The organism is Enterobacter sp. MGH 37 (genome assembly GCF_000534515.1).
Taxonomy (GTDB): Bacteria; Pseudomonadota; Gammaproteobacteria; order Enterobacterales; family Enterobacteriaceae; genus Enterobacter; species Enterobacter kobei.
The window spans coordinates 1,503,196-1,516,759 of the sequence record NZ_KI973206.1; the positions used below are offsets into that span (position 1 = coordinate 1,503,196).

At 55.7% G+C, this 13,564-nt stretch carries 13 protein-coding genes; 8 read left to right on the plus strand and 5 right to left on the minus strand.

Annotation, left to right across the window (positions count from 1 at the left end; genetic code table 11):
• Window positions 1-57 precede the first annotated feature (57 nt).
• Window positions 58-2,229 carry a Zn(II)/Cd(II)/Pb(II) translocating P-type ATPase ZntA gene (gene zntA, locus L383_RS04200; RefSeq protein ID WP_023331783.1) on the minus strand — a complete coding sequence of 724 codons (2,172 nt, stop codon included), beginning with the start codon at window positions 2,227-2,229 and terminating at the stop codon, window positions 58-60.
• A gap of 76 nt (window positions 2,230-2,305) precedes the next feature.
• Complete coding sequence (locus L383_RS04195; protein WP_014882108.1) at window positions 2,306-2,932, minus strand: lysoplasmalogenase; 627 nt, start codon at window positions 2,930-2,932, stop codon at window positions 2,306-2,308.
• Between the two features lie 129 nt (window positions 2,933-3,061).
• On the opposite strand from L383_RS04195, the gene L383_RS04190 reads away from it, so the two are divergent.
• Window positions 3,062-3,418, plus strand: coding sequence for a DUF2500 domain-containing protein (locus tag L383_RS04190; protein WP_014882109.1), 357 nt, complete (start codon window positions 3,062-3,064; stop codon window positions 3,416-3,418).
• Between the two features lie 60 nt (window positions 3,419-3,478).
• On the opposite strand, the gene L383_RS04185 is transcribed toward L383_RS04190, so the two are convergent.
• Together L383_RS04185 and rsmD are read right to left on the minus strand one after the other, a co-directional pair.
• Window positions 3,479-3,760, minus strand: coding sequence for a DUF1145 family protein (locus tag L383_RS04185; protein ID WP_014882110.1), 282 nt, complete (start codon window positions 3,758-3,760; stop codon window positions 3,479-3,481).
• Window positions 3,744-4,346 carry a 16S rRNA (guanine(966)-N(2))-methyltransferase gene (rsmD, locus tag L383_RS04180; RefSeq protein ID WP_023331784.1) on the minus strand — a complete coding sequence of 201 codons (603 nt, stop codon included), beginning with the start codon at window positions 4,344-4,346 and terminating at the stop codon, window positions 3,744-3,746. The genes L383_RS04185 and rsmD overlap by 17 nt, the downstream gene beginning before the upstream one ends.
• 127 nt (window positions 4,347-4,473) lie before the next feature.
• Here rsmD and ftsY point away from each other — a divergent pair, with 127 nt between their 5' ends.
• The 6 genes from ftsY (at window position 4,474) to livJ (ending at window position 11,464) form a co-directional block, all read left to right on the plus strand.
• Window positions 4,474-5,940, plus strand: coding sequence for a signal recognition particle-docking protein FtsY (gene ftsY, locus L383_RS04175; RefSeq protein WP_023331785.1), 1,467 nt, complete (start codon window positions 4,474-4,476; stop codon window positions 5,938-5,940).
• A 2-nt stretch (window positions 5,941-5,942) separates the two neighbouring features.
• A complete protein-coding gene (gene ftsE, locus L383_RS04170) occupies window positions 5,943-6,614 on the plus strand; it encodes a cell division ATP-binding protein FtsE (RefSeq protein WP_014882113.1) in 672 nt (223 codons plus the stop codon).
• Window positions 6,601-7,656: a permease-like cell division protein FtsX gene (ftsX, locus tag L383_RS04165; protein ID WP_023331786.1), complete on the plus strand. Its 1,056-nt coding sequence runs from the start codon at window positions 6,601-6,603 to the stop codon at window positions 7,654-7,656. Before ftsE ends, ftsX begins: the two co-directional genes overlap by 14 nt.
• 251 nt (window positions 7,657-7,907) lie before the next feature.
• Window positions 7,908-8,765, plus strand: coding sequence for an RNA polymerase sigma factor RpoH (gene rpoH / locus L383_RS04160; RefSeq protein ID WP_014882115.1), 858 nt, complete (start codon window positions 7,908-7,910; stop codon window positions 8,763-8,765).
• A 136-nt stretch (window positions 8,766-8,901) separates the two neighbouring features.
• The gene (locus L383_RS04155; RefSeq protein ID WP_023331787.1) at window positions 8,902-10,167 is read left to right on the plus strand and encodes a 4-aminobutyrate--2-oxoglutarate transaminase; all 1,266 of its coding nucleotides are present in this window, start codon (window positions 8,902-8,904) and stop codon (window positions 10,165-10,167) included.
• A 196-nt stretch (window positions 10,168-10,363) separates the two neighbouring features.
• Entirely contained in the window at window positions 10,364-11,464 is a 1,101-nt protein-coding gene (livJ, locus tag L383_RS04150; RefSeq protein WP_014882117.1) for a branched chain amino acid ABC transporter substrate-binding protein LivJ, read from the plus strand.
• A 177-nt stretch (window positions 11,465-11,641) separates the two neighbouring features.
• On the opposite strand, the gene panM is transcribed toward livJ, so the two are convergent.
• Window positions 11,642-12,025 (minus strand): aspartate 1-decarboxylase autocleavage activator PanM, encoded by a 384-nt coding sequence (gene panM / locus L383_RS04145; RefSeq protein WP_014882118.1) that lies wholly within the window; start codon window positions 12,023-12,025, stop codon window positions 11,642-11,644.
• Window positions 12,026-12,449: 424 nt separating this feature from the next.
• Here panM and livK point away from each other — a divergent pair, with 424 nt between their 5' ends.
• Window positions 12,450-13,559: a high-affinity branched-chain amino acid ABC transporter substrate-binding protein LivK gene (livK, locus tag L383_RS04140; RefSeq protein ID WP_023331789.1), complete on the plus strand. Its 1,110-nt coding sequence runs from the start codon at window positions 12,450-12,452 to the stop codon at window positions 13,557-13,559.
• The last annotated feature ends 5 nt before the right edge of the window (window positions 13,560-13,564 follow it).

Sequence of the window (13,564 nt, forward strand, 5' to 3'; positions counted from 1 at the left end):
CCTACGATCTGGCAGAATATGTAGGCCCGGTAAGCGTTAGCGCCACCGGGCGTTTTTTTATCGACGACGCAACAGCCTGAGCGCGTTCGCCGTCACCAGCACCGTTGCCCCCGTATCCGCCAGCACTGCCAGCCACAGCCCGGTCATGCCGAGCAGCGTCGTCACCAGGAAAATCCCCTTCAGTCCGAGCGCAATCCCAATGTTCTGGCGGATATTGGCTCGCGTCGCCCGCGCCAGGCCGATCATCTCTGCCAGCCCGGTCAGACGGTTATGCGTCAGCGCCGCGTCTGCCGTCTCCAGCGCCACGTCGGTGCCGCTTCCCATCGCAATGCCTATGGTGGATGCTTTCATCGCTGGTGCATCGTTAATGCCGTCCCCGACCATCGCGAGCGGGGCGTGGCTGTTCAGTTCGGTTACCGCACTGACCTTATCGGCGGGCAGCAATCCAGCTTTAAATTCCAGTCCCAGTTCACCCGCAATGGCTGACGCCGCACGTGGGTTATCCCCGGTCAGGATCACGCCCTGCACGCCCAGCTGATGCAGCGCCGCTACGGCTTCCTTCGCGTCATCACGCAGGGTATCACGCAGCGCCAGCATGCCTTTCGTCACGCCGTCCTGCATAACAACCACGACAGTTTGCCCGGCCTGCTCTAACGTCTGAACCTGTGCGGAAGGGGAGTGACCCGCCGCGACAATCAGGACCTTTTTACCGTTGACGTTGGCCTCAATCCCAGACCCGACCAGCGCCCGCTGGGCGGTGGCCGCCGGAATCGGTAATCCGCGAGCCTGCGCTTCCCGCACAATGGCCTGCGCCAGCGGGTGGGTGGAACCCTGTTCGACGGCGGCGGCTAAGGTAAGCAGTTCATCTTCAGCGATATCCTGCGGATAAATGCCGGTAACCTGGGGTTTGCCGACGGTTAACGTGCCGGTTTTGTCGAAGGCGATATGCTGAACCTGGCTCAGCTGCTCCAGCGCCGCACCGCCTTTAATCAGCGCCCCGCGACGTGCCGCTGCCGCCAGACCGGAGGTGATCGCCGCTGGCGTGGAGATCACCAGCGCGCACGGGCAGCCAATCAGCAGCAGGGTCAGACCTTTATAAATCCAGCCCTCCCAGAGCGCGCCAAAGAACAGCGGTGGAACGAGCGTAACCAGCAGAGCAATCAGCATAATGGCGGGCGTGTAAATCCGGCTAAAGCGATCGATAAAACGCTCGACGGGGGCACGACGCTCTTCAGCTTCTTCAATCAGCTTCAGGATACGGTCGATGGCGCTGTCGCCGGGCCCGGAAAGCACCTCAAGCTGCACCAGGCGGTCAACGCTGGTGGCGCCTGCAGGCACTTTTTCTCCCGCGGTACGCTCAACCGGAATGGATTCCCCTGTCAGGGCGCTTTCATCAAAGCTTGCGGTGGCGCTAAGCAGTGCGCCATCGGCAGGCAAGCGCCCCCCTGCGGCGACTTCAATGACGTCGCCCGGGCGCAGCGTGCTGATGGCGACGGTTTCACGTTTGCCTTCGTTAACCCGCGTCGCGGTTTCCGGCTTCAGTGCCATTAACGCGCTCACCCCTTTACGCGCGCGGCTGGCGGCCCAGCCCTCAAGTCGTTCGCCGATCAGGAACAGCAGCAGAACCATCGCCGCTTCCGCCGTCGCGCCGATAAACAGCGCGCCGATCGCCGCCACGCTCATCAGCGTTTCGATGGCGAACCAGCTGCCGCTTCTCATCAGACGTAATGCCTGGCGGGCAATCGGAAACAGTCCGACCAGCGTGGTGGCGATAAACGCCAGGTTGCCAAACGGATGGTTGATCCGTTCCAGACCCCAGCTCAGGGCCATCATGATGATGAGGGTAATGAGCGGCAGATTTTCCTTCAGGGAGGCGGTCTTTTCGACAGGGGCTGTTTCGCTGCGCAGGGTGTATCCCGCCTTGCTGACGGCGGCTTCAACCTGCTTACTGACATCTTTGTCGGCGCTGACTAACAGCTTTTCGGTCGCAAAAAGCACCTGAACGTGGCTGACGCCCGGCACCTGTTTGACCGCATTTTCCACTTTACGTGCGCAGGCTGCGCAGTCCATACCGTTGACGGCCCAGCTGTAGCGATTACCGCTTTCGGGCAGCGCGTCGGCTTGCGTTTCGCAGCTCCCCTCGCAGCAGCAGTCCTCTTTTGGCGGAACCGGGCTGAGCTTAAGTGCCGAAAATTGTGGGATTTTTTTAGGTGTTTCTGGAGTCGACATGGCAGTCTCCGGTAATGATAATTTTCTCATTAACCGCAGCATACACTCTGGAGTCGACTCCAGAGTCAAGCGTTATTTAGATATACAGCGAACGCACGATCAGGAAGTGCCCGGCAAAGTAGCAGGCGGAAGCAATCGCGTTGTCGGCGCGGAAGCGACGGCGATAGTGGCTGCCCAGCCAGACGATATTACCGAGTAAGAGCAGTGCTGCGCCGAAGAACGCAGACATCGCCTGAGACGTCGGGCGGAAGAACCAGAGCTCGCCAGCGAGCCACACCATCACCAGCGTCATGGCGATAAATGTACAGACCGGCAAACGCATCTCTTCCAGACGCGACCAGATCACCGCTATCAGCAGTGCGCCAATCACCAGCAGCACCAGCGGCAGCGGCCAGAAGAAGGAGAGCGTCATCTGGCTGGCGAAGTAGATGGTATACAGCAGATGCGACAGGAAAAACGCCCCAACGGCATACAGCAGACGCTGACGCGGGAGCAGAGTTAAGGCATCGCCAATCAGGGACGCGCACAGCCCGGCGAGAACCAGGTAGCTGATGGCGTTAAACATCGGCGCTTGCCAGGCAAGCAGCAGAAGGAGCAACAGCGTGACGGGTTTAAACAACCAGCGCTGCCAGGCTGGGCCACGGTAGGACGCATCAACATAAAGCCATGCGGAAAAACAGACAGCGATAAATGACCAAAGCATATTAACTCCCTGTAACTGTTAAGGCTGAATAATCAGTTTCTGATCCAGTGTAGTGACGCGGGCGGGCGTTTGGCAATGCCGGGGCAGGCGAGGTATCCTGAATTCCGCATAATCTGATGGGATGTTTCAATGAGCAAGATGCCGCTGTTTTTCATTATCGTGGTAGCGATTATCGTCATTGCCGCCTCGTTTCGCTTCGTGCAGCAGCGCCGGGAAAAGGCGGATAACGATGCCGCACCGCTGATGCAAAAGCGGGTGGTGGTGAGCAATAAGCGCGAGAAAGCCCTCAACGATCGACGCTCTCGCCAACAGCAGGTTACGCCTGCAGGCGCGACGATGCGCTATGAAGCCAGCTTTAAGCCGGAAACCGGCGGGCTGGAGATGACTTTCCGCCTGGAGGCGCAGCAGTACCACCAGTTGACGGTGGGTGAGAAAGGAATGCTGAGCTACAAAGGGTCGCGGTTTGAAGGTTTTAGGGCGGAATAATGCGCGATCGGTCCCCTCTCCCGGTGGGAGAGGGTTAGGGTGAGGGCATCAGGCCGTACCCTACTTCTTCACCTGCGCCTTGAACTTCTTCATCCACACCAGCAACTCAAACACGCCGAAAATAAATACCCGCAGTTGCTGCCAGCCGGTCATCGGCGGGCCATCTTTTGGCAGGCCGTTTTTCAGCATTACCATCTGCAGGGCGTGCATGAACGAGGTGAAAATCAGCGCCACGTTAACGAAGATGTTCAACGGGCGCGGGAACGGGTGCACCAGATTCAAAATCAAAAATGCCCAGACGCCCAGCATCAGCAAACGTCCCAGGTTAATCAGTACCGGCATCAGAGCCTCCTTGTACCTGACGGTGATAAAGACGATAAGCGACCTGACCGGCAACCTTTTCGCGGTGCAGATCCCAGTGCGCGGGCACTGACGGAAGACCGTTTTCCACTTCGCTTTCAACGTAAATTAATGCGTCATCCGCCAGCCAGCCGTTTTGTTCCAGCAGGGATAACGTCTCTTCCAGCAGCCCCTTGCGGAACGGCGGATCGACAAACACCACCTGATGCGGCGTGCCTTTCTGCGCGAGGAAGCTCAGGGTATTGGTGTTTACGACTTTGGCGTTACTCGCTTTGAGCGTCGCCAGATTTTGCTGCAGCGTCTGTGCCACGCCGCGCTCCATCTCCAGCAGCGTGGCGCTGGCGGCGTAGCGCGACAACGCTTCGAGCCCTAATGCGCCGCTGCCGGCGAAGCAGTCCAGGCAGTGGGCATCTACCATTGACGGGGCGAGCCAGTTAAACAGCGTCTCGCGAACGCGGTCGGTTGTCGGGCGTAAACCGGGGCTGTCCGGCACCGGTAATTTCCGGCCTCGCCACTGACCGCCGATAATTCGAATTTGACCGGCCGGGGCGCGGGTGGGTTTCTTCATCTCTGGAAAGCTCTGTTAACCATTGCCCTGCGATTGCGGGCGGTGATGTCAATTAAGTAAAGTGTTAGACTATTTCATCATTTTTTTAGCTTCCCTGTATATAGCGCCGCGAGGAGTGTAGTCGCAGATGGCAAAACAAAAAAAACGTGGCTTCTTTTCCTGGTTGGGTTTCGGTGAAAAAGAGCAAGAAACAGAACAGAAAACCGAAGAACAACAGGTTGTAGAAGAGCAGTCACAGCCTGAAACGCCTGTAGAAACCGCTGCGGTTATCGAAGCGGAAGAACCTGTCCACAGCAAAGAAGAGATTGAATCGTTTGCTGAAGAGGTGGTTGAAGTCACTGAACAGGTTCAGGAGAGCGAGAAGCCAGAACCGGTTGTGCCCGAAGCCGTTACCGACGCACCGCAGGCTGTTATCGAACATGAAGAGCTGCCGCTGCCGGAAGAGGTTAAAGCCGAAGAGGTATCTGCAGAAGAGTGGCAGGCCGAAGCGGAAACCGTTGAAATTGTTGAGGCGGTGGAAGAAGAGGCGGCGCTTGAGCCAGAGCTGACCGACGACGAGCTGGAAGCCCAGGCGCTGGCGGCGGAAGCGGCTGAAGACGCGGTTATCGTCGTGCCGGTGGAAGAGCATGAGCAGGCTGAAGAAGAGATCGTTCAGGAGCAGGAAAAACCGACCAAAGAAGGTTTCTTTGCCCGTCTGAAGCGCAGCCTGTTAAAAACCAAAGAAAATCTGGGTTCCGGATTTATCAGTCTGTTCCGCGGCAAGAAGATCGACGACGATCTCTTCGAAGAGCTGGAAGAGCAACTGCTGATCGCTGACGTGGGGGTGGAAACCACCCGTAAGATCATCGCCAGCCTGACCGAAGGGGCAAGCCGCAAACAGCTGCGCGATGCCGAGGCACTGTACGGCCTGCTGAAAGACGAGATGGGTGAAATTCTCGCAAAAGTTGATGAACCGCTTAATATTGAAGGCAAAACGCCATTTGTTATTCTGATGGTGGGTGTTAACGGAGTGGGTAAAACCACGACTATCGGCAAGCTGGCGCGTCAGTTCGAGCAGCAGGGCAAATCGGTGATGCTGGCGGCGGGCGATACCTTCCGTGCGGCGGCGGTTGAGCAGCTGCAGGTGTGGGGCCAGCGGAACAACATTCCGGTGATTGCCCAGCATACTGGCGCGGATTCCGCGTCCGTGATTTTTGATGCCATTCAGGCGGCGAAGTCCCGTAACGTGGACGTGCTGATTGCTGACACCGCAGGGCGTTTGCAGAACAAATCGCACCTGATGGAAGAGTTGAAGAAAATCGTCCGCGTCATGAAGAAGCTGGACGAAGATGCACCGCATGAAATTATGCTGACTATCGACGCCAGCACCGGACAGAACGCCGTTAGCCAGGCGAAGCTGTTCAATGAAGCGGTAGGATTGACCGGGATCGCGCTGACCAAGCTGGACGGCACCGCGAAAGGAGGGGTGATCTTCTCCGTAGCCGACCAGTTCGGCATTCCTATCCGCTACATCGGTGTGGGCGAGCGTATTGAGGATTTGCGTCCGTTTAAAGCGGACGACTTTATTGAGGCACTATTTGCCCGAGAGGACTAACAATGATTCGCTTTGAACACGTCAGCAAGGCCTATCTCGGTGGGAGACAAGCGCTGCAGGGAGTCACATTCCACCTGCAGCCAGGCGAGATGGCATTCCTGACCGGCCATTCCGGCGCGGGGAAAAGTACTCTGCTCAAGCTTATCTGTGGGATCGAACGGCCAAGCGCCGGGAAAATCTGGTTCAGCGGCCATGATATTAGCCGTCTTAAGAACCGTGAAGTGCCGTTCCTGCGTCGTCAGATCGGCATGATTTTCCAGGATCACCATCTGCTGATGGATCGCACCGTTTTCGATAATGTCGCTATCCCGCTGATTATTGCCGGTGCCAGCTATGATGATATCCGTCGTCGCGTCTCTGCGGCGCTGGATAAGGTTGGGCTGCTGGACAAAGCGAAGAACTTCCCGATCCAGCTCTCCGGCGGTGAACAGCAGCGTGTGGGCATCGCCCGTGCGGTGGTGAACAAGCCGGCCGTACTGCTGGCGGATGAACCCACAGGTAACCTGGACGATGCGCTCTCCGAAGGGATTTTGCGTCTGTTTGAGGAATTCAACCGCGTTGGGGTCACAGTATTGATGGCGACGCACGATATCGGGCTGATTTCCCGTCGTTCGTACCGCATGCTGACTCTGAGCGATGGACATTTGCACGGAGGCCATGGTGAACAAGCGTGATGCAATGAACCAGATTCGGCAGTTCGGGAACCGGTTTGACCGTTTCCGTAAGCCGCAGGGTGGCGGTGATGGCAATCGTAACGCACCTAAGCGCCAGAAAGCGGCGCCAAAGCCGGCTTCGCGCAAAACCAACGTGTTTAACGAGCAGGTGCGCTACGCTTTCCACGGCGCGTTGCAGGATCTGAAAAGCAAACCGCTGGCAACGTTCCTGACGGTGATGGTCATCGCCATCTCCCTGACGCTGCCAAGCGTCTGCTACATGGTTTATAAGAACGTGAACCAGGCGGCGTCCCAGTATTATCCGTCGCCGCAGATCACCGTTTATCTGGATAAAGCGCTCGACGATAACGCGGCGGCGCAGGTGGTCGGGCAAATCCAGGCCGAGCAGGGCGTGGAGAAGGTCAACTATCTTTCCCGTGAAGAAGCGCTGGGCGAGTTTCGCAACTGGTCCGGTTTTGGCGGCGCGCTGGATATGCTCGAAGAGAACCCGTTACCTGCGGTGGCGGTGGTGATCCCGAAGCTCGATTTCCAGGGAACCGATTCGCTAAATACGTTACGCGATCGCATCTCCCGGATTAACGGAATTGATGAAGTGCGCATGGACGACAGCTGGTTTGCCCGTCTTGCCGCGCTGACCGGGCTGGTGGGACGTGTGTCGGCGATGATCGGCGTACTGATGGTGGCCGCGGTGTTCCTCGTCATTGGTAACAGCGTGCGCCTGAGCATTTTTGCTCGCCGCGATACCATTAACGTGCAGAAACTGATTGGCGCGACGGATGGCTTCATCCTTCGTCCGTTCCTCTATGGCGGCGCATTGCTCGGTTTTTCTGGCGCATTTCTTTCACTGATTTTGTCAGAAATTTTGGTGATGCGTTTGTCATCGGCCGTGACGGAAGTGGCGCAGGTTTTCGGAACTAAGTTTGATATCAGTGGCTTAGGCTTTGACGAGTGCCTGTTATTACTGCTGGTTTGCTCGATGATTGGTTGGGTGGCAGCCTGGCTGGCGACCGTTCAACATTTACGCCACTTTACTCCCGACTAATAAAAGCGTGATATAATCTTTCCCTGCACCGAGATGTTCGCTCTGCAGGGAAAGCGTCCCTGTTGTCTCTTCCCCTGTTATCATCTCCATGTCACATTTTGTGCGTAATTTATTCACTGTTGCACCTGGAACTTGTGGATAAAATCACTGTCTGATAAAAGAGTGAATGCTAATCTCGTTGCTCAAACGCTTTGGCATGGTTGTTGCCTGACGGGGACAACCTGGACCAGAAGAAACATTGAGAGGAATGAATGACCAAAGAAATGCAAACTTTAGCTTTAGCCCCTGTTGGTAACCTGGAATCTTACATCCGGGCTGCGAACACCTGGCCGATGTTAACGGCCGAGGAAGAAAAGGAGCTTGCTGAAAAGCTGCATTACCAGGGCGATCTGGAAGCAGCGAAAAAGCTGATCCTGTCTCACCTGCGCTTTGTTGTTCACATTGCTCGTAATTACGCGGGCTATGGCCTGCCGCAGGCGGACTTGATTCAGGAAGGTAACATCGGTCTGATGAAGGCTGTACGTCGCTTTAACCCGGAAGTGGGTGTGCGACTGGTCTCCTTCGCCGTACACTGGATCAAAGCAGAAATTCATGAATACGTGCTGCGCAACTGGCGTATCGTGAAAGTCGCCACGACAAAAGCGCAACGTAAACTGTTCTTCAACCTGCGTAAAACCAAGCAGCGTCTGGGCTGGTTCAATCAGGATGAAGTGGAAATGGTGGCGCGTGAGCTGGGTGTATCCAGCAAAGATGTGCGTGAGATGGAATCCCGTATGGCCGCGCAGGACATGACGTTTGATATGTCCTCCGACGACGACGGCTCTGACAGCCAGCCAATGGCCCCGGTTCTGTATCTGCAGGATAAAACCTCCAACTTTGCTGACGGCATTGAAGAGGATAACTGGGAAGATCAGGCCGCGAATAAGCTCACCCATGCGATGGAAGGCCTCGACGAACGTAGTCAGGATATTATCCGTGCCCGCTGGCTGGACGAAGACAACAAGTCCACGCTGCAGGAACTGGCCGACCGCTACGGCGTCTCCGCTGAACGTGTGCGTCAGCTTGAAAAGAACGCCATGAAAAAACTTCGCGCCGCTATCGAAGCGTAATTTCTGCGAAGTACACTGAGAACCCCTGGATGAGAGTCCGGGGGTTTTGTTTTTTTAGCGCCCGCTCTGGCGAATTCCTCCCCCCTGGCAAACACTTACTGATGCGCTAAGCAGGCGATTTTCTCAGGGGGACAGGGTGAAAAATAACGAACTGAACGACCGGCGTTTGCAGGCGACGCCGCGCGGTATCGGCGTCATGTATAATTTCTATGCCGATAAAGCCGAAAATGCCACGGTGTGGGACGTAGAAGGCAACGAGTATATCGACTTCGCCGCCGGCATTGCGGTGCTGAATACCGGCCATCGCCATCCCAAAGTCATTTCCGCTATTGAAAAACAACTCCACGCCTTTACCCATACGGCGTACCAGATTGTGCCGTATGAAGGCTATGTGGCGCTGGCCGAGCGTATCAACCAGCGCGTGCCCATTGATGGCCCGGCCAAAACGGCCTTTTTCTCGACGGGCGCAGAAGCGGTTGAAAACGCGGTTAAAATAGCCCGCGCCTATACCCGACGTCCTGGCCTCATCACTTTCGGCGGCGCGTTCCATGGCCGTACTTTTATGACCATGGCGCTGACTGGCAAAGTTGCGCCGTACAAACTGGGCTTTGGTCCGTTCCCTGGCTCGGTGTATCACGCGCAGTATCCGAACGATCTGCACGGCGTTAGCACGAATGAGGCGTTAAAAAGCCTGGAGCGCATCTTTAAAGCGGATATCGCACCGGATCAGGTCGCGGCCATTATTCTCGAACCGGTTCAGGGGGAAGGCGGTTTCAATATTGCACCTGCCGATTTTATGCAGGCGCTGCGTGCCCTCTGTGATACCCACGGTATTTTGCTGATTGCCGACGAGGTACAAAGTGGTTTCGCCCGTACCGGCAAACTGTTCTCGATGGAACACCACTGCGTGAAGCCCGATTTGATCACCATGGCGAAAAGCCTCGCGGGTGGGATGCCGCTCTCTGCGGTATCGGGCCGTGCCGACGTGATGGACGCACCTGCGCCGGGCGGGCTGGGCGGTACTTACGCGGGGAACCCGCTGGCGATTGCCGCTGCGCATGCGGTGCTGGACGTGATTGATGAGGAGGATCTCTGTACACGTTCTGCGCATCTTGGTCATCACCTGGTAGAGGTGCTGAACAAAGCGAAGGAACACTGTCCGTATATCGCCGACATTCGCGCGCAAGGATCGATGGTGGCGGTAGAGTTTAATGACCCGCAAACGGGCCAGCCTTCGCCGGAATTCACCCGCCAGGTACAGGAACGCGCGCTGCAGGAAGGTCTGCTTCTGCTGAGCTGCGGCGTTTACGGCAACGTTATTCGTTTCCTTTATCCGCTGACAATCCCCGAAGTGCAGTTCCGTCAAGCGCTGGACATTATCTCCGCCTCGCTGACACGTTAAAGCCGCGCGCCCGGTGAAATCTTTGCCGGGCTTATCATATATTCATTTCAAATTAGCTATTCCAAAATCATAAAAATGGGGTATGTTTTAGCAGAGTATGCTGAAAAAGCGCGAACAGCACACCAATAACTGAAATAAAGCGCTGCACAACAACATCACAACAATCGTAATAACCATAATAATGGGGAATCTCAGGATGAACATGAAGGGTAAAGCGTTACTGGCAGGATGTATTGCGTTGGCATTCAGCACCATGGCACAGGCAGACATTAAGGTGGCTGTGGTTGGCGCAATGTCCGGTCCGGTAGCACAGTACGGCGACCAGGAATTTACGGGCGCTGAACAGGCGGTTGCAGACATTAATGCTAAGGGCGGTATTAAAGGCGAAAAACTGCAGATCGTAAAATATGATGATGCCTGTGACCCGAAACAAGCGGTAGCGGTTGCGAACAAAGTGGTGAACGACGGGATCAAATACGTTATCGGTCACCTGTGCTCTTCATCAACTCAGCCTGCGTCTGACATCTACGAAGATGAAGGGATTCTGATGATCACCCCGGCGGCGACCGCACCGGAGCTGACCGCGCGCGGCTACAAACTGACCCTGCGCACCACGGGCCTGGACTCTGACCAGGGCCCAACGGCGGCGAAATACATTCTGGATAAAGTGAAGCCGAAGCGTATCGCGATTGTTCATGACAAACAGCAGTACGGTGAAGGTCTGGCGCGTGCGGTGCAGGATGGTCTGAAGAAAGGCAACGCCAATGTGGTCTTCTTCGATGGGATCACTGCCGGTGAGAAAGACTTCTCCACGCTGGTGGCGCGCCTGAAAAAAGAGAATATCGATTTCGTTTACTACGGCGGTTACCACCCGGAGATGGGCCAGATCCTGCGCCAGGCGCGTGCAGCCGGTCTGAAAACCCAGTTTATGGGGCCTGAAGGCGTAGCGAACGTTTCCCTGTCTAACATCGCGGGTGAATCTGCGGAAGGCCTGCTGGTGACCAAGCCGAAGAACTACGACCAGGTCCCTGCGAACAAACCTATCGTGGATGCCATCAAGGCGAAGAAACAGGATCCAAGCGGCGCGTTCGTCTGGACCACCTACGCTGCGCTGCAGTCTCTGCAGGCGGGTCTGAACCAGTCAGCCGATCCGGCTGAGATTGCGACCTGGCTGAAAGCGAACACCGTCGAAACCGTGATGGGACCGCTGTCCTGGGATGAGAAGGGTGACCTGAAAGGCTTTGAGTTCGGCGTGTTTGACTGGCATGCCAACGGTACGGCGACAGACGCCAAATAATTTTCCCGTCGCCTTTCGCGCCGCAGGTGCGTTGGCTGCGTTATTCAACCCCGGTCACTTACTTATGTAAGCTCCCGGGGATTTCATAACTTGCCGCCTTCCTGCAACACGAAATGCTTGGGAAAATACGGTGGAGAATGTAGGCCGGGTAAGGCGCAGCCGCCACCCGGCTTTCTTTTAGCGCTTCTCCCACCCGCTCTCCTGCGCCGTAAACCCTAACGCCTGCATAAACGCCGCCATCACGCCGCGGTCTTCTACGCCTACGTCAGCCATCCACCATGAGGTCACGTTCGGGTTTTCGCGGATCACTTCTTCAATTAAATACTGCCCCACGCCGCGACGACGGGTGACGTCACGTACACGCAGTGAGTCCAGCGCCCCTTCTGTACCGCTCAGGGTCACGCGAACCGCAGCCAGCAGGCGTTCGTTGAAACGCGCGGCATAAATGCGGTGAGTCTCGTCGACGCGTAGCGACGAAGGGGAATATTCCGGCCAGATCTTGCCCAGGTCGATATGATCCTGGTCGCTAAAGGTCACCAGACGCACGATAGTCAGTTTCATTAGCTACATGTCCAAATCAAATTGAGTAGGGGCAGTGTACTCAATTTATTCACTCAGCGGCTTCCTCTTTTTATTCTCATTAACCAGGTGATTAGTTTTTTGGTAACGCGCTGGGCAGTTTGAAAACACATGGATCGAAAAATAAGCAGAATTTTAACCTGAGTGGTAGTGATTTATTCGGCGCTTTGTACCGTTATTTTATGCTGCAAACTGCACTTTTATTTGTTTATCTCTGCATGATTTCAGAATATTATCTTTGCTTAATCGCCTGAAAAATAGAGATTTTAGTCTGGTTTTTGGCAAAAAACTGCGCTAAACCATTAAAGGCACTGGTAAAAATAGCGTTGTGCATTAAAAGTACAGAATGCTTTTTAACCATAATAAAACAAAATATAAACACGACATCACGAATGGGGATTCTGAGATGAAAAGGAACGCGAAAACATTTATCGCGGGAATGGTTGCACTGGCGATCTCGCATGCAGCCATGGCGGAAGAGATCAAAGTTGCGGTCGTGGGCGCAATGTCCGGCCCTGTTGCCCAGTGGGGTGATATGGAGTTCAACGGCGCGCGCCAGGCCATCAAAGACATCAACGCCAAAGGCGGCATCAAAGGCGATAAGCTGGTGGGCGTGGAATATGACGACGCCTGCGATCCGAAACAGGCCGTCGCGGTCGCCAACAAAATCGTCAACGATGGCATCCAGTATGTGATTGGCCACCTGTGCTCATCGTCCACCCAGCCTGCGTCTGATATCTACGAAGACGAAGGTATTCTGATGATCACCCCCGGCGCCACTAACCCAGAACTGACCCAGCGCGGCTATCAGCACATTATGCGTACCGCCGGTCTCGATTCTTCCCAGGGACCCACCGCCGCCAAATTTATCCTCGAAACCGTAAAGCCAAAGCGCATTGCCATCATTCATGACAAGCAGCAGTACGGCGAAGGCCTGGCGCGTTCCGTTCAGGACGGCCTGAAAAAAGGTGGCGCGAACATCGTCTTCTTCGACGGCATCACTGCCGGTGAGAAAGACTTCTCCGCGCTGATTGCTCGTCTGCAAAAAGAGAACATCGACTTCGTTTACTACGGCGGCTACTACCCTGAAATGGGGCAGATGCTGCGTCAGGCACGCGCCACCGGTCTGAAAACCCAGTTTATGGGACCAGAGGGCGTGGGTAATGCCTCCCTGTCGAACATCGCGGGCGATTCTGCCGAAGGCATGCTGGTTACGATGCCAAAACGCTATGACCAGGATCCGGCGAACAAGGCTATCGTTGATGCGCTTAAGGCGCAGAAAAAGGACCCGAGTGGTCCGTATGTCTGGATCACCTACGCGGCCGTACAGTCTCTGGCGACGGCTCTGGAGCGTACCGGCAGCAAAGAGGCGTTGGATCTGGTGAAAGATTTAAAAGCACACGGGGCGAACACCGTGATTGGGCCGCTGAACTGGGATGAGAAAGGCGATCTGAAGGGATTTGAGTTTGGTGTCTTTAAGTGGCACGCCGACGGGTCTTCCTCGGCCGCCAAATAATTATC